This window comes from Microbacterium sp. 4NA327F11, from assembly GCF_005503465.1.
Lineage (GTDB): Bacteria > Actinomycetota > Actinomycetes > Actinomycetales > Microbacteriaceae > Microbacterium > Microbacterium ginsengisoli.
In genome coordinates this window covers 68268-83859 of sequence record NZ_SCOB01000006.1, presented here as the reverse complement: position 1 = coordinate 83859, position 15592 = coordinate 68268, and the positions used below count along the sequence as shown (strand labels likewise).

12 protein-coding genes are annotated in these 15592 nt (G+C 71.9%); 4 read left to right on the top strand and 8 right to left on the bottom strand.

The window, feature by feature from the left end:
* Positions 1-2: 2 nt before the first annotated feature.
* The gene (locus tag FFS51_RS05715; protein ID WP_137877764.1) at positions 3-1769 is read right to left on the bottom strand and encodes a glycoside hydrolase family 15 protein; all 1767 of its coding nucleotides are present in this window, start codon (positions 1767-1769) and stop codon (positions 3-5) included.
* A gap of 75 nt (positions 1770-1844) precedes the next feature.
* Between FFS51_RS05715 and FFS51_RS05710 the strand changes: the two genes are divergently transcribed.
* On the top strand, positions 1845-3212 hold the full coding sequence (locus FFS51_RS05710) for a glucose-6-phosphate dehydrogenase (RefSeq protein WP_137877763.1): 1368 nt from the start codon (positions 1845-1847) through the stop codon (positions 3210-3212).
* A 232-nt stretch (positions 3213-3444) separates the two neighbouring features.
* On the opposite strand, the gene FFS51_RS05705 is transcribed toward FFS51_RS05710, so the two are convergent.
* Entirely contained in the window at positions 3445-3825 is a 381-nt protein-coding gene (locus FFS51_RS05705) for a VOC family protein (RefSeq protein ID WP_056206618.1), read from the bottom strand.
* Positions 3826-3915: 90 nt separating this feature from the next.
* Complete coding sequence (gene rraA / locus FFS51_RS05700) at positions 3916-4383, bottom strand: ribonuclease E activity regulator RraA (RefSeq protein WP_056206621.1); 468 nt, start codon at positions 4381-4383, stop codon at positions 3916-3918.
* 176 nt (positions 4384-4559) lie between these two features.
* On the opposite strand from rraA, the gene FFS51_RS05695 reads away from it, so the two are divergent.
* Complete coding sequence (locus tag FFS51_RS05695; protein WP_045246690.1) at positions 4560-5141, top strand: nitroreductase family protein; 582 nt, start codon at positions 4560-4562, stop codon at positions 5139-5141.
* A 75-nt stretch (positions 5142-5216) separates the two neighbouring features.
* Here the strand turns inward: FFS51_RS05695 and FFS51_RS05690 are convergent, their stop codons facing one another.
* A complete protein-coding gene (locus FFS51_RS05690; protein WP_082486290.1) occupies positions 5217-7415 on the bottom strand; it encodes an ATP-dependent Clp protease ATP-binding subunit in 2199 nt (732 codons plus the stop codon).
* 147 nt (positions 7416-7562) lie between these two features.
* Between FFS51_RS05690 and FFS51_RS05685 the strand changes: the two genes are divergently transcribed.
* Both FFS51_RS05685 and FFS51_RS05680 read left to right on the top strand, forming a co-directional pair.
* Positions 7563-8603 (top strand): agmatine deiminase family protein, encoded by a 1041-nt coding sequence (locus FFS51_RS05685; RefSeq protein WP_056518946.1) that lies wholly within the window; start codon positions 7563-7565, stop codon positions 8601-8603.
* The gene (locus FFS51_RS05680; protein ID WP_056518948.1) at positions 8600-10303 is read left to right on the top strand and encodes an amidase; all 1704 of its coding nucleotides are present in this window, start codon (positions 8600-8602) and stop codon (positions 10301-10303) included. Before FFS51_RS05685 ends, FFS51_RS05680 begins: the two co-directional genes overlap by 4 nt.
* A gap of 60 nt (positions 10304-10363) precedes the next feature.
* Here the strand turns inward: FFS51_RS05680 and FFS51_RS05675 are convergent, their stop codons facing one another.
* Genes FFS51_RS05675 through FFS51_RS05660 form a run of 4 tightly spaced genes read right to left on the bottom strand, consistent with a single transcriptional unit; the run spans position 10364 to position 15574 of the window.
* Positions 10364-10996 carry a DUF1989 domain-containing protein gene (locus FFS51_RS05675; protein WP_056206624.1) on the bottom strand — a complete coding sequence of 211 codons (633 nt, stop codon included), beginning with the start codon at positions 10994-10996 and terminating at the stop codon, positions 10364-10366.
* Positions 10997-11031: 35 nt separating this feature from the next.
* Positions 11032-12570 carry a hydantoinase B/oxoprolinase family protein gene (locus FFS51_RS05670; RefSeq protein ID WP_056518950.1) on the bottom strand — a complete coding sequence of 513 codons (1539 nt, stop codon included), beginning with the start codon at positions 12568-12570 and terminating at the stop codon, positions 11032-11034.
* 11 nt (positions 12571-12581) lie between these two features.
* On the bottom strand, positions 12582-13484 hold the full coding sequence (locus FFS51_RS05665) for a hypothetical protein (RefSeq protein ID WP_056206628.1): 903 nt from the start codon (positions 13482-13484) through the stop codon (positions 12582-12584).
* On the bottom strand, positions 13481-15574 hold the full coding sequence (locus tag FFS51_RS05660) for a hydantoinase/oxoprolinase family protein (RefSeq protein ID WP_056518951.1): 2094 nt from the start codon (positions 15572-15574) through the stop codon (positions 13481-13483). Before FFS51_RS05660 ends, FFS51_RS05665 begins: the two co-directional genes overlap by 4 nt.
* Between the last annotated feature and the right edge of the window lie 18 nt (positions 15575-15592).

Below are 15592 nucleotides of genomic sequence, written 5' to 3'. Positions count from 1 at the left end.
GCTCAGGATACCGCGGCCAGCGCGTCGGCGGCACGCACGAGCGCCAGGTGGGAGAACGCCTGCGGGGTGTTCCCGGCCTGGCGCTCGTGCGCGGGGTCGTACTCCTCCGACAGCAGCCCGAGATCGTTCGCCGCCCCCGCGGCGGCCGCCATCAGACGCTCCGCGTCGGCGCACCGGCCGGTGTGGGCGTACTGCTCGACGAGCCAGAAGCTGCACGCCAGGAACGGGTTCTCCGCACCGGCGAGCCCGTCCACCCCGCTCGAGGTGCGGTAGCGCCGCACGAAGCCGTCGGGCATGAGGTCGCGTTCGATGCGGGCGACGGTGGCGACCATGCGCGGATCGTCGTACGCGCAGAATCCGACCTGAGCGAGGATCAGCAGCGAGGCATCCACCTCGTCGGTGCCGTAGTACTGGGTGAAATGACCGTCGGATGCCACGCCCTGCGCGGCGATCTCCGCGGCCAGGTCGTCGCGCAGCCGGCGCCAGTGCGCGACGGGGCCGCGCAGCCCCGTGCTCTCGGCCGCGGTCACCGCCCGATCGAACGCCGCCCACAGCATCGCGCGGGAGTGGGTGAAGCGGCGCGGTTCGCCGCGGATCTCCCAGATGCCGTTGTCGGGCCGGTCGAGGCTCACCTCGGCGCGGCGCACGAGCGCGAGCTGCAGCGGCCACGAGTACTCGGTCTCGGCGAGGCCCGCCTCCCGGGCCAGCTGCAGCGCGACCATCACCTCGCCGACGACGTCGGCCTGGAACTGGGTGACGGCGCCGTTGCCGATGCGCACGGGCGCCGCCCCCTTGTAGCCCGGGAGACTCGCGAGCTCGCGCTCGGCGAGGTCGCGCTCGCCCGCGATGCCGTACATGATCTGCATCTGCGCGGGGTCGCCGGCGATGGCGCGCAGCAGCCACAGCCGCCAGTGGTCGGCGGCCTCGACGAACCCGTGCGCGACGAGCGTCTGCAACGTCAGCGACGCGTCGCGCAGCCACACGTAGCGGTAGTCCCAGTTGCGGGCGCCGCCGAACTGCTCCGGCAGCGACGTGGTCGCGGCGGCCACGATGCCGCCGGTATCGGCGTGGCTGAGGGCGCGCAGCACGAGCAGCGAGCGGATCACCTCGGCCCGGTACGGACCGTCGTGCGCGATGTGGTCCGCCCAGTCCTGCCAGCCGGTGCGGGTCGCGACGAGCGCCGCGTCGACGTCGACCGGCTCGGGACGGTCGCGGAACGAATGCGACCACGTCAGCGTGAGGTCATGCGTGCCGCCCGCGTCGATCGATACGGTGCCGCGATGCACGTGGTCACGCGCCTCGAGACGGATGCCCCGCACGGTCACCCGGTCGGGGCCGGCCGTCGCGTGCAGCTCGGGCACCGCACCGTCGAGCTGGCGCACCCACGGGATCGCCCGGGCATAGTCGAAACGCAGCCGCAGCGCGGTCTCGAACGGCACCCGGCCCGACAGGCCGACGATGCGCCGCACGATGTCGACGCGGTGCGGCCACACCGGCATGAACTCGTGCACCTCGGCGACACCCGTCGCCGTCTCCCACCGGGTGACGAGCACGAAGGTGTCGCCGTCGTAGCGGCGGGTGACGGTCGCCGCGCGGTCGACGGGACGCAGGGTCCAGTGGCCGTGCTCCTCAGTGCCCAGCAGAGCGCCGAACACCGACGGGGCATCCCATCGCGGTGGACAGAACCAGTCGATCGACCCGTGCCGCGACACGAGCGCCCCCGTGCGGCAGTCGCTGAGCAGCGCGTATTCCCCGATCGATGCGGACACACCCTGATTCTGCCCCGCACCGGCGTCGCCGCGGCATCCGCGTCGTCGCGCGTGTCGAGGGCGTAGCGTGTGAGCGTGACCGACGAACGCACCCTCGTCATCCTCGGCGCCACCGGGGACCTGACCTCCCGCCTGCTGCTGCCGGCCCTCGCCCAGCTGCTCGACGCGGAACCCGACACGAAGGTGCGCCTGGTCGGCGCCGGCATGGATGCCGAGACGGATGCCGCGTGGCGCAGCCGCGTGAAGGCGGCGTTCGGCGAGGGCGTGGGGGCCGCGGCATCCGCCGTCGTGAAGGCGACCCGTTACGTGCAGTGCGACATCACCGCGACGAAGGACCTCACTGCCCTCCTCGCCGACGCGGGCGAACGCCCCGTGCTCTACTTCGCCGTGCCGCCCGCCGTCGCGGCCGCCGCGTGCCGCGCGCTCACCGGCGTGACGCTGCCGGCCGAGACGATCCTGGCGCTCGAGAAGCCGTTCGGCACCGACCAGCACAGCGCCGAGCAGCTGAACGCCGTGCTCGCGCAGCTGCTGCCCGAGCAGCAGATCTTCCGCGTCGACCACTTCCTCGGCCGGTCGATGGTGCTCAACATGCTCGGCGTGCGGTTCGCGAACCGCGTGTTCGAGCCGGTGTGGTCGTCGGAGAACGTCGCGTCGGTCACCATCCGCTACGACGAGTCGCTGGGCCTCGAGGGCCGCGCCGGCTACTACGACAAGGCCGGCGCGCTCGAGGACATGATCCAGAGCCACCTGCTGCAGGTGCTCGCCTTCGTCGCCATGGAGCCGCCCGCGACGCTCGACGAGCGCGACCTGCGCGACGCGACCGGGGCGGCGCTGCGCGCCACCCACGTGTGGGACGACAACGCCGTGCACAGCTCGCGTCGCGCCCGCTACACCGCCGGCACGATCGACGGCACGGCGCTGCCGAACTACGTCGACGAGCCGGGCGTCGACCCGTCGCGGGGCACCGAGACGCTCGCGGAGGCCGTGTTCGAGGTGCGTACCGCCCGCTGGGAGGGTGTGCCGTTCACGCTGCGCTCGGGCAAGGCGATGTCGGCCCGGCTCGCCGAGGTCGTGCTGCGCTTCAAGCCCGTGCACCACCTGCCGACCGGCTTCTCCGGCGAGGAACAGGGCAGCGTGCTGCGGTTCTCGCTCGGCCCCGACGTGTTCTGCCTCGACCTCAACGTCAACGGCGCCGCCGACCCGTTCTCACTCTCCCGCGCCACGATGCACGCCGAGCTCGGCGAGGGCGCGCTGAAGGCCTACGCGGAAGTGCTGTCGTCGATCCTCTCGGGCGACGCGGCCCTCGCCGTGCGCGGCGACGCCGCCGAGGAGTGCTGGCGCATCGTGCAGCCCGTGCTCGACGCCTGGCGGCGCGGCGACGTGCCGCTCGACGAGTACCCCGCAGGCTCGACCGGCCCCGACGGGTGGCCCCCGCTCGGCTGACGGCCGCGGCGCGGCATCCGCTCGCGCTCTTCGCGCGCGCTCTCACGCGGTATCTTCACTGCCGCCGAATCCACTCGTCGCCGCCGAATCCACCTCGTGCAAACGCCGGCGCGGAGTGGAATGGGCGCGCAGATGTTGATTCGGCGGGAAGAGGGTGGGGGAGGGTAAGGAAGCGGGAAGAGGCGGAGCGAGTGGGGCGATCGCTCGCAGAGCGCCGAAGCGCCAGCGAGCGCTAGCTGCGCGAGAGCACGGCCAGCACGTTGCCGGCGGGGTCGCGGAACCAGGCGATGTCGGGGCCCCAGCCCCGCACGATGCCCTTCGCATCGGACGGCACCTGGTCGTCGGGATAGATCTTCGTCTCGACGCCGCGGGCACGCAGGTCGTCGACCGCGGCATCCACGTCGTCGACCGGGAAGTTCATGATCGTGAAGCTCGCCGGCTCGTGGTTGGGTTTCGAGTACGCGAGCACCCGGCCGCCGGAGGGCAGTGTGATGTCGAGGAAGCCCATCGCGTTCACCTCGACGTCGAGCCCCAGCGTGTCGCCGTAGAAGACCCGAGCCGCCTCGACGTCGTCGACGCTGAATCCGCTGAACGCCCCTTCGGTCGTGAACATGGCCGCCTCCTTCGCGCGCGGGGAACTCGAACGCCTCCACACTGCTCCGCGCGGGTCGCGCTGTAAAGGGCGAGGGATGCCGCGGCCCCCTCAGCGCTCGACGAGCACCCCGTCGGCATCGGCCCAGACGTGCAGTCCCGGCGCGAACACGACCCCGCCGATCACGATCGGCACGTCGACCTCGCCGACGCCCTCCTTCGCGGACTTTCGCGGGTTCGAGCCGAGCGCCTTCACGCCCAGGTCGAGGCCGCCGATCGCCTCACGGTCACGGATCGCGCCGAACACGATGATGCCCGCCCACCCGTTCGCGACGGCGGATGCCGCAATGAGGTCGCCGACGAGCGCCGACTCCAGCGACCCTCCCCCGTCGACGACGAGCACCGCCCCGTCGCCGGGCGTCGCGAGCGTCGCCTTCACGAGGGCGTTGTCGCGGTGGCAGCGGATCGTTCGCACCGGCCCGTCGAACGCGGTGCGCCCGCCGATGTCCTGGAACGGCACCGACAGCGAATCCAGGTCGTCGCCGCGCTCGTCGTAGAGGTCGGCCGTCGCGATGGTCATGACCCCACGGTACGGGCCGGATGCCGCGGCATCCGCTCTGTTGCGCGGGGAAGATCGCCGATCCTTCTGTATCGGTCAATGACAACCTGTGCGTACCTGGGAACACCTCATCGCGTCATGCTGTTGGATGCACTGGGCCGACGACGTCCCGCGCCATCCGATTCCGAGGAGCAGACATGTCTCAGTCCATCGCGCATCCCGCGCTCATCGAGGCCCCCGTGCTCGACGTCTTCGCCGAGCGCTGGAGCACCCGTATCTTCGACGCCACCGCCGTCATCGACGAGGACGCCCTGCGCAGCGTGCTCGAGGCCGCGCGCTGGGCGCCGTCCGCGTCGAACACGCAGCCGTGGCACTTCATCGTGGGCCGCCGCGGCACCGACACCCACGCCAAGCTCTTCGACGGGTTGCTCGACTTCAACCAGGCCTGGGCGGGCACCGCCTCGGTGCTGATCGCGTTCGTCACCGAGACCGAGCGCGACGGCAGGGCGCTGCCGTGGAGCGAGTACGACCTCGGCCAGTCCGCCGCGTTCCTCACCGTGCAGGCCCACGCCGAGGGACTCGCCACCCACCAGATGGGCGGCATCGACCGCGCCAAGTTGCGGGCGGCGTTCGACCTGCCCGCGACCTACGAGCCCGTCTCGATCATGGCGGTCGGCACGCTCGGCGACCCGCAGCTCGCCTCCGAGCAGCTGCGCGAGCGCGAGGCCGCGCCGCGTGTGCGCAACTCGCTCGAGGGCATCCTCATCGCGAACGACTGAGCCGCGGCATCCGTCGCACGACACCCGAGACCCCCGGCGCCGACGCGGCGCGCGGGGGCGTCGGAGGCGGGGCGCTCAGTCCTCGATGATCGCCTCGATGACGTCGCCCTCGTCGTCGGCGGCGGGCGCCTGGCCGTCGCTCGTCAGCACGAGCTGCGAGCCCGCGGCATCCACGTCGACACGTACCACGTCACCGTCGTGCACGCGTCCGGAGAGGATCGCCATCGCGAGGCGGTCCTGGATCTCCGACTGGATGAGGCGGCGCAGCGGACGCGCGCCGAACACCGGGTCGTATCCGCGCTCGGCCAGCCAGGTGCGGGCGTCGGGGGTCACGGCGAGGGTGAGGCGCCGCTCCTTCAGCCTGCGCTGCAGGGCGTCGACCGACAGTTCGACGATCTGGGCGAGGTCGTCCTCGGTGAGCGCCTGGAAGATCACGACGTCGTCGAGACGGTTGACGAACTCGGGACGGAATGCCTGGCGCACGAGCGCCTGCACCTGCTCCCGCTTCTCGTCGGGGGTGAGCAGCGGGTCGATCAGGATCGGCGAGCCGAGGTTCGACGTCAGGATCAGGATCACGTTCGTGAAGTCGACGGTGCGGCCCTGGCCGTCGGTGAGGCGGCCGTCGTCCATGACCTGCAGCAGCACGTCGAACACCTCGGGGTGCGCCTTCTCGACCTCGTCGAGCAGCACGACGCTGTAGGGGCGCCGACGCACGGCTTCGGTGAGCTGACCGCCCTGCTCGTAGCCGACGTATCCCGGAGGGGCGCCGACCAGGCGCGACACCGAGTGCTTCTCGCCGTACTCCGACATGTCGATGCGCACCATGGCGCGCTCGTCGTCGAAGAGGAACTCGGCGAGCGCCTTCGCGAGCTCGGTCTTGCCGACACCGGTCGGCCCGAGGAACAGGAACGATCCGGTCGGGCGGTTCGGGTCGCTGATGCCGGCGCGCGAGCGGCGCACCGCGTCGGACACCGTGCGCACGGCCGGCTTCTGGCCGATGAGCCGCCGGCCGAGCTCGGCCTCGAGGTGCACGAGCTTCTCGGTCTCGCCCTGCAGCAGGCGCCCCACCGGGATGCCCGTCCACGCGGCGATCACGGCAGCGATGTCCTCGTCGGTCACCTGGTCGCCGACCATGCGCTCATCGGTCGACTCGGCCTGCTCGGCGGCGACGAGCTCGCGCTCGAGCGCCGGGATCTCGGCGTACAGTAGCCGCGACGCCTTCTCGAGGTTGCCCTCGCGCTGGGCGCGCTCCGCCTCGACGCGGGCGGCGTCGAGGCGGGTCTTGAGGTCGCCGACGCGGTTGAGCGAGGCGCGCTCGCGCTCCCACCGGGCCTGCAGCTCGGTGAGTCGGGACTCCTCGGCGGCGAGGTCGGTGCGCAGCTTCTCGAGACGCTCCTTCGAGGCCGCGTCCTTCTCCTTCTTGAGGGCGAGCTCTTCGAGCTTGAGCCGGTCGACGTGGCGGCGCAGCTCGTCGATCTCGAGCGGAGCGGAGTCGATCTCCATGCGCAACCGCGACGCGGCCTCGTCGATCAGGTCGATGGCCTTGTCGGGCAGCTGGCGCGAGGGCAGGTAGCGGTTCGAGAGGGATGCCGCGGCCACCAGCGCCCCGTCGGCGATGGCCACCTTGTGGTGGGCCTCGTAGCGCTCCTTGAGTCCGCGCAGGATCGCGATCGTGTCCTCGACGCTCGGCTCGCCGACGTAGACCTGCTGGAAGCGGCGCTCGAGTGCGGCATCCTTCTCGATGAACTCGCGGTACTCGTCGAGGGTGGTGGCGCCGATGAGGCGCAGCTCACCGCGGGCGAGCATGGGCTTGAGCATGTTGGATGCCGCGACCGACCCTTCGCCGCCGCCGGCACCCATCAGCACATGCAGCTCGTCGATGAAGGTGATGACGCGGCCCTCGGACTCGGTGATCTCCTTCAGCACGCTCTTGAGGCGCTCCTCGAACTGGCCGCGGTACATCGCGCCGGCGACGAGGGCGGAGATGTCGAGGGAGACGAGCTCCTTGTTCTTGAGCGACTCGGCGACGTCGCCCGCGACGATGCGCTGGGCGAGGCCTTCGACGACGGCGGTCTTGCCGACGCCGGGCTCGCCGATGAGGACGGGGTTGTTCTTGGTGCGTCGGGTGAGCACCTGGCTGACGCGGCGGATCTCGCTGTCGCGTCCGATGACGGGGTCGAGCTTGCCCTGGCGGGCGCGCTCGGTGAGGTTGATGCCGAACTGCTCGAGGGCGCTCTGCGCCTCCTCCTGGCCCGGCTGCGGTGTGGCGTTCATGATGCTCCTGAAGTTCGCTGCTCAAAGTTGAGTCTTACGCGCTCAAGTTTAGCACTCGCGGATGTCGAGCGCTACGGGGTGGGCCGGAGGTATCGTGCCCCGAGAGGCGCATCCACCCGCGCGCCCCACGCGAACGAACGGACGCCCATGGCCTGGCGCATGCCCTCCGAGACCGCCCCGCACGACCGCACCTGGATGGCCTTCCCGGTCGAGGGCGTCACCCTGGGCGACACCGACGCGCTGCGCGAGGAGGGCTACCGCGCGTGGACCGACGTCGCACTCGCCGTCGCCGAGTTCGAGCCGGTCACGATGGTCGTCGACCCGTCCGAGACCGCGCGGGCGCGGCGCCTGCTGGGCGGCGCGGTCGAGATCGTCGAGGCCCCGCTCGACGAGTTCTGGATCCGCGACTTCGGCCCCACCTTCGTCGTCGACGCCGACCGACCCGGCGCGCTCGGCGCCGTCGACTGGGTGTTCAACGGCTGGGGCTCCCCCGACTGGGCGAACGCGGCGCTCTCGAACGAGATCGCCGGCATCGTCGCCGCCCTCGTCGGCGCCGAGCGCATCCCGTCGCTGCTCGTGAACGAGGGCGGTGGCATCCACGTCGACGGCGAGGGCACCGTGCTCGCGACCGACACCGTGCAGCTCGGCGCGGAGCGAAACCCGTTCGCGACCCGCGAGCGCGTCGAGGCGGAGTTCGCGCGCACCCTCGGCACCACCCGCACGGTGTGGCTGCCCCGCGGCCTCACCCGCGACTACGACCGCTTCGGCACGAAGGGCCACGTCGACATCGTCGCCACGATCCCCTCGCCCGGTCGCCTGCTGCTGCACGACCAGCGGGATGCGGGGCATCCCGACCACGCGGTCACCCGCGACCTCGTCGACCTGCTGTCGCACGAGACGGATGCCGCGGGCCGCCCCTTCGAGATCGTGCGCCTTCCCGCCCCGTCGACGCTCCGCGACGCGCACGGCGTCGTCGACTGGAGCTACGTCAACCACCTCGTCGTCAACGGCGGCGTGATCGCGTGCGGCTTCGGCGACGAGCGCGCGGACGCCGACGCGCGGGCGATCCTCGCCGAGGCCTACCCGGGCCGCCGCGTCGTGTCGGTCGAGTCGCGTCCGATCTTCGATCGGGGCGGCGGCATCCACTGCATCACTCAGCAGCAGCCCTCCCTCGGCGCGTCGGCATGATCGACGTCGTCGAGGCGTCGATCGCCGAGCTGCGGTCGGCCCTCGAGGACGGCCGCACGACGAGCGTCGCGCTCGTCGACGCCTACCTCGCGCGCATCGCCGCCTACGACGCCCCCGGCACCCCCACCGCACTCAACGCCGTCATCGTGGCGAACCCCGATGCGCGGGCGGAGGCCGCGGCATCCGATGCCCGACGCGCCCGCGGCGAGGGACGCGGGCCGCTCGAGGGCATCCCGTACACCGCGAAGGACAGCTACCTGGTGCGCGGCCTCACCGCGGCGGCAGGCAGCCCCGCGTTCGCCGACCTCGTCGCCCAGCGTGACGCGTTCACGATCGAGCGGCTGCGGGCTGCGGGCGCGATCTGCCTCGGCCTCACCAACATGCCGCCGATGGCCAACGGCGGCATGCAGCGCGGGGTCTACGGGCGGGCCGAGAGCCCGTATGACGCCGACCACCTGACGGCGCCGTTCGGCTCCGGCTCGTCGAACGGCTCCGGCACGGCGACCGCCGCGAGCTTCGCCGCGTTCGGGCTCGGCGAGGAGACCTGGTCGAGCGGGCGCGGCCCGGCCTCCCACAACGCGCTCTGCGCCTACACGCCCTCGCGCGGGGTGATCTCGGTGCGCGGCAACTGGCCGCTCGTGCCCACGATGGACGTCGTCGTCCCCCACACCCGCACGATGGCCGACCTGCTCGAGGTGCTCGACGTCATCGTCGCCGACGACCCCGAGACGCGCGGCGACCTGTGGCGCACCCAGACGTGGGTGACGATCCCCGCGGCGTCCGCCGTGCGCCCCGCCTCCTACCCCGCTCTCGCCCACGGCACCGACGTCCTGCGGGGAGTGACCGTCGGCGTGCCCCGCATGTACATCAACGCCGACCCCGACGCCGGCACCGCGGCATCCCCGGGGATCGGCGGCCCCACCGGGCGCCGCATCGTCACCCGCGACAGCGTCATCGCGCTGTGGCAGGCGGCGCGCGCCGACCTCGAGGCGCGCGGCGCGCGGGTCGTCGAGGTCGACCTGCCCGTCGTCAGCAACTACGAGGGCGACCGGCCCGGGGCATCCACCATCGCCACCCGCGGACTCGTGTCGCCCGCCTATCTGCGGCGCGAGATCGTCGACCTGTCGGCGTGGGCGATGGAGGAGTTCCTCGCGGCGAACGGCGACCCGGCGCTGCACTCGCTCGCCGGCGTCGACGGCCACCGCATCTTCCCGGCCCCGCCCGGCGCGCTGCCCGACCGCTACGACGGGTTCGAGGACGACCTCGTCACCTACCCCGACTGGGTGCGCGCGCACCCCGGCGCCGGGTGGGAGGGCATGCCCGAGCTCGAGGACGGCCTGCGCGGACTCGAGGAGACCCGACGCATCGACCTCGAGCAGTGGATGGACGCCCAGGGCCTCGACGTGCTCGCCTTCCCCGCCGTCGCCGACATCGCACGCGCCGACATGGACGTGAACCCCGCCTCGGCCGACGCCGGCTGGGCCAACGGCGTCTGGGTCGCGAACGGCAACCTGGCGATCCGGCACCTCGGCATCCCGACCGTCACCGTGCCGATGGGGCTGCTCGCCGACATCCGCATGCCCGTCGGACTCACGTTCGCCGGCCGCGCCTACGACGACGAGCGGATGCTGCGCCTCGCCGCCGCGTTCGAGGCGATCCGGCCGCGGCGCGTGGCGCCGCCGCGCACGCCCGCGCTCTGACGCGGATGGGGCGGGCGCGCCGGTCACCCGGCACGGCCCGCCCCATCGGCGTGCGGCGCGTCAGGCCACCGTCACCTGCATCGGCGTCACGTGGAACGCGTTGCACGGGTTGTGCTCCTCCGGGCAGTTCGACAGACCCACGTAGAGGTCGTCGAGCGCTTCGAGCACGATGCAGTCGCCGGCCTTCGTCGTCGGCTCGACGATCTCCATGCGTCCGTCGGCGTGATGGATGATGTTCATGAAGAGCGAGATGCACTGGTCGGGGTTGATCTTCGTCTCGTCCAGACCCAGCTCGCGCCAGTCGCCGACGAGGTTGTCGAGGCATCCCCAGGTCTCCTCGACCCCGTAGCGGATCGAGTTCGAGTACTTCGAGCAGTAGCCGCCGGTCATGTTGTGGATGCCGTTGTCGTCGCGCACTACGCGGAACATCGGGCGGCAGCGGTCGGAGTAGATCGTGTACCCCTCGTTGAGGTCCCACTTGCCCGAGCTCACGCGCGTGAACATCGCCGACAGGCGCTCGTCGGGGTCGGAGACCATCGAGGCGATGAAGTCCATGACCTGCTGCCCCTCGAGGTCGGTGATCGTGAGAGTCTGCCCCTTGCGGAGGGCCAGCGCGAGGCGCCCCTTGGGAGCGAGCACGGTGGATCCCGGCTCCGCCCAGGCGATCGTGGTCGTGTCGTGTGCGTCAGTCATGTGTGTTCCTTCGTCCGTCGTCGTCAGCAGGTCTGTCATCGGGCGCCGTATCCGCCGCCGCCCGGAGTGCGCATGAGGATGCGGGATCCCGGCGCCCAGCGGATGCGCCCCTTGGGTTCGGCGACATCGCTGCCGTCGACCCGCAGCACTCCCGGGGCGCCGTCGCCGCCGCCGGCGAGACCCGGCGCGGCGTGCTCGATGCGCTCCGTGAGGAAGATCACGTCGAGCGGGGCGTCGTGCCGAGACACGAGCGCGACCTCCTGGCCGTCGCCGCCGCGCCACGCGCCCTCGCCGCCCGAGCCGCGCACGATCGACTTCGACTCGACGAGCACGGGAGCCTGGCTCTCGACGATCTCGACGGGCGTGTTCGACACGTTGCTCGGCGTCGACAGCGTCGCGTAGCCGGCCTGGCCGCGCGCGGCGCCCTGACCGCCGTTGAAGCACAGCAGCGAGGCGAACGGACCGGTCTCCTTCTCGCCGCGGATGCCGACCACCCAGAAGGGCGTGCCGGCGGCCGCCGAGACCCGGTCGGGCAGCACGTCGGCGAGCGCGCGGGAGAGCACCGAGGGGATGGCGTGCGCGGGGAAGTTGGCGCTCACCGCCGCGTTCGTTCGCGGGTTCAGCAGCGACCCTTCCGGCACGCGGATCGCGATGGGGCGCAGGGCGCCCTCGTTGTTCGGCAGCTCGGGTGCCAGCAGGCACGCGAGCCCGTACCGGGTGTAGCCGAAGGTCGGCGAGGCGGAGTTGATGCCGAACGTCGACTGGCGCGAGGTGCCCTCGTAGTCGACGGTCATCGAATCGCCGTGCACCTCGACCGAGACCACGATCGTCTTCGGCTCCTCGAAGCCGTCGAGATCGATCGAGGCCGCGTAGTGGCCGTCGGGGATCTCGGCGATCGAGGCCCGCACCGCGCGCTCGGTGGCGTCGCAGATGTGGGCCGCGGCCTCGTCGAGATCGAGCCCCGCGTCGCTGTCGAGCAGCGCCGTCACGCGGCGCTCGCCCAGCGCGTTCGCAGCGATGAGCGCGTCGACGTCGCCGAGCACCTGCGCGGGAACCCGCACGTTCGCGGCGAGGATGCGGCGCACGAGGGCGTTCGGCACGCCCGCTTCCACAAGCTTCACGGGCGGCAGGCAGAAGCCCTCTTCGAACGCATCCTGCGCGAACGCGCCCTCGGAGGTGCCGCCGATGTCGGAGAGATGGCAGATCGAGGCGACGTAAGCCACGATGCGACCGTCGCGGAAGACGGGGGTGGCCGCGGTCAGGTCGGGCAGGTGCGTGTTGCCGTAGCGCGGCGAGTTGGTGGCGATCACGTCGCCCGGCCGCAGGTTGTGCTCGCCGAGCTCCGCCACCATCGCGCGCACGGTGCCCGCGACGGTTCCGGTGAACACGGGCACCGAGCGCCCGTACTCGACGAGCAGGTCGCCGCGCGCGGTGAGCACGGCGCAGGCCAGGTCGTTCGACTCCCGCACCACCGAGCTGAAGGCGGTGCGCAGCAGCACCGCCGCCATCTCATCGGCGACGGAGATGAGTCGCTGCCAGACGATCTGCAGCGTCGCTGCATCCCACTGGGTCATGGTGTGTACTCCTAGAACTCAGGCGTGTCGGAGGCTGTCGCCTCGGGGAAATGGCGCTCGAGCAGCTGGCGATCGAGCAGGATCTGTCGGACGATGCCCGCGACGACCGCCGGGGTGGGCGCGTCATCCGAGAAGTCCTGGGCGGCGTTACCGGCCTTCAGGTAGACCGGGGCGGCGACCCGCACGAACTCGGGCACGTCGTAGCCGCGCACGAAGCCGCCGGTCGAGCGGGGGTTGTCGGTGTGCAGGTCGAGTGCGACCGCGGTCGTCGCGCGCACGGCGGCGAGCATCGCGACATCCAGATCGCGCTGCAGGTTGACCGAGTCGGCACCCGCATCGGCAAGCAGGAGCGCATGGGCGGGGTTGGCGGCACCCATGTTCGAGGACGCCTTCAGCCGCACCTCGGCGGGAAGCTCCCCCGCCGCGCGCAGCCGTGCCAGGACGAGCAGCAGCCCCTCGTCGAACACGAGGAACCCGCGCACACCCAGCCCGACCGCGTGCAGCACGTCCTCGAGGCCCTGCGCAAGCTGTTCCCCGCCGCGCAGGCGGTAGGCGCTGGCCGCCGCCACCGGACCGGCGGCGAACTTCTGGCCGCCGATGTCGTAGGTGCCGCGCGGCCCCACGGCCATCCGCAGTTGGATGCCGCGCCCCGCCGCCTCGTTCACGAGGTCGACGATCTCGTGGTCGAGGTAGCGCATCGTGCCGACGGTGTTCGTCGCCTGGTGGAGACGCGCCCCGTCGCGGCGCAGCGCGTCGTCGATCGCGGCGACGGCAGCGGCATCGAGCGCGCCCGCGACCTCCCACTTGTACCAGCCGCCGTCGGCGAAGCGTTCGGTGCTCGTGGCCGGCTCACCACCGCGACCGGTGGAGATCCCGAGTCCGGCGAGCAGGCCCTCGGCCCGCTCGAGGCTCATGAGCGCGCCCCGCTCAGCGCCGCGGCATCCGCCGTCTCGGGGCGTCGCACCGCGATCTCGACGTGCAGGTTGCCGTGCTGATCGAGCCAGGCGATGTCGTCGGGGCCGACGACCGCGGTGCTCTCGGGCAGCTGGAGGATCGCGGGACCCGTCACCCGCTCCTCGGGCGGGAGTGAGAGCATGCGCCGCACCGGCACCTCGACCAGACCCGTCTCGGCGAACCAGGCGGTGCGGGTGCGGGTGCGCTCCTCGCTGGCGTCGGGGCTCACCGTGCGGGTGAGGGTCGGTACGGTGAACGGCCCGTAGACCCGCACGCGCCAGGTGACGATCTCGATGCGTTCGTAGTCGGGTGTGACGCCGTAGATGTGCTCGTACTCGCGCACGAAGCGATCCCGGTAGCCCGCGGGGTCGTCGCCGTCGCCGACGGCCACCTCGATCTCGAAGCCCTGCCCGAGGAAGCGCATCTCGACGAACCGGTCGATGCGGGCGACGTCGGTGCCGAGTTCGCGCTGGGCCTGGGCGACGAGGTCGGCGTAGATCGCCTCGACCGCCGCGGCGTCCCAGTCGCGCAGCTCGAGCAGGCGCGTGCGTGACTCCTCGACCATCGGCGGGGCCACGAGGAGACCGGTCGCCGAGAGCACGCCCGCGGCGGCCGGGATCACCACGTGGGACACCCCGAGGATGCGGGCGATGCGCGCCGCATGCACCGGGGCGGCACCGCCGAAGGCGACCATCGGGAAGGTGCGCGGGTCGTGCCCGTGCTCGGTCGCGTGCACCTGCACGGCGAGAGCCATGTGCTCGTCGACGACCCGGGCGATGCCGGCCGCCGCGGCAACCGGGTCGTGACCGAACGCGGAGCCGAGTCGCGACACCATCGCCTGACGGGATGCCGCGGCATCCAGTGTCATGCGACCGCCGAGGAAGTAGTCGGGGTCGAGGTAGCCGAGCACGATGTCGGCGTCTGTGACGGTGGGTTCCTCGCCGCCGAGTCCGTAGCCGGCGGGTCCGGGGCGTGAGCCTGCCGAGTGGGGGCCGACCTTCAGCAGGCCGAGGCCGTCGAGCGCGGCGATCGAGCCGCCACCCGCGCCGATCTCGATCATGTCGACGACGGGCATCGACACCGGGAGCCCCGAGCCCTGCTTCAGCCGGTGCACGCGCCCGACCTCGAAGCCGTTGCGCACGGTCGGCTCGCCGCCCTCCACGATGCAGACCTTCGCGGTGGTGCCGCCCATGTCGAAGGCGATGAGGCGGTCCATGCCGAGCTGGGCGCCGACATAGGCGGCGCCGATCGCTCCGGCCGCCGGGCCCGATTCGAGCAGGCGGATCGGGTAGGCGCGGGCGGTCGCGGTGGTGACGACACCGCCGTTGGACTGCATGAGCATGAGCGATTGGTCGATGCCGAGCGTCGTGAGCGCACGCTCGATGTCCTCGAAGTGCTCGCCGGCGATCGGGCGCACGTAGGCGTTGGCGAGCGTCGTGACGGTGCGCTCGTACTCGCGGATCACGGGCACGAGATGTCCCGAGAGCGTGACGGGGACATCGGGGAGCCGCTCGGCGAGGATCTCGGCGATCGTCTCCTCATGGGCGGCGTCGACGTAGGAGTGCAGCAGGCACACCGCGATCGACTCCACGCCGGCCGCCGCGAGCTCGTCGGCGATGCGCTCGACGTCGGCGCGGTCGAGCGGGGTGAGCACCTCGCCGCGGGGGCCGCGACGCTCGGTGACCTCGAACCGCTCGGTCGGCGCCACGAGGGGGTCGGGCAGCTGCAGGCGCGGGTCGTAGAGGTCGTAGCGCCATTCGCGTCCGATCTCGAGCACGTCGCCGAAGCCCCGGGTCGTCACGAGCGCCGTCTTCGCGCCGCGACGCTCGATGAGCGCGTTGGTCACGAGAGTGGTGGCACCCACGACGGCGGAGTCGATCGCGTCGGTGTGGTGGTCGGCGTCGGCGAGCACCTGGGAGATGCCCGCGGCGATGGCGCGGCTGAAGTCGTCGTAGGTGGTGAGGGCCTTGCCGAGCCAGGTGCGCCCGGTGGTCTCGTCGAGCAGGACGATGTCGGTGAACGTCCCGCCAATGTCGAAGCTGGCTTTCATGAGTGTCTTTCGGTCGGA

Bases quoted from the DNA above. Each gene is read 5' to 3' on its own strand.
- FFS51_RS05675 (WP_056206624.1), bottom strand. From the start codon at position 10,996: ATGACTGACGCACACGACACGACCACGATCGCCTGGGCGGAGCCGGGA.
- FFS51_RS05670 (WP_056518950.1), bottom strand. From the start codon at position 12,570: ATGACCCAGTGGGATGCAGCGACGCTGCAGATCGTCTGGCAGCGACTC.
- FFS51_RS05695 (WP_045246690.1), top strand. From the start codon at position 4,560: ATGTCTCAGTCCATCGCGCATCCCGCGCTCATCGAGGCCCCCGTGCTC.
- rraA (WP_056206621.1), bottom strand. From the start codon at position 4,383: ATGACCATCGCGACGGCCGACCTCTACGACGAGCGCGGCGACGACCTG.
- FFS51_RS05685 (WP_056518946.1), top strand. From the start codon at position 7,563: ATGGCCTGGCGCATGCCCTCCGAGACCGCCCCGCACGACCGCACCTGG.
- FFS51_RS05660 (WP_056518951.1), bottom strand. From the start codon at position 15,574: ATGAAAGCCAGCTTCGACATTGGCGGGACGTTCACCGACATCGTCCTG.
- FFS51_RS05690 (WP_082486290.1), bottom strand. From the start codon at position 7,415: ATGAACGCCACACCGCAGCCGGGCCAGGAGGAGGCGCAGAGCGCCCTC.
- FFS51_RS05680 (WP_056518948.1), top strand. From the start codon at position 8,600: ATGATCGACGTCGTCGAGGCGTCGATCGCCGAGCTGCGGTCGGCCCTC.
- FFS51_RS05665 (WP_056206628.1), bottom strand. From the start codon at position 13,484: ATGAGCCTCGAGCGGGCCGAGGGCCTGCTCGCCGGACTCGGGATCTCC.
- FFS51_RS05705 (WP_056206618.1), bottom strand. From the start codon at position 3,825: ATGTTCACGACCGAAGGGGCGTTCAGCGGATTCAGCGTCGACGACGTC.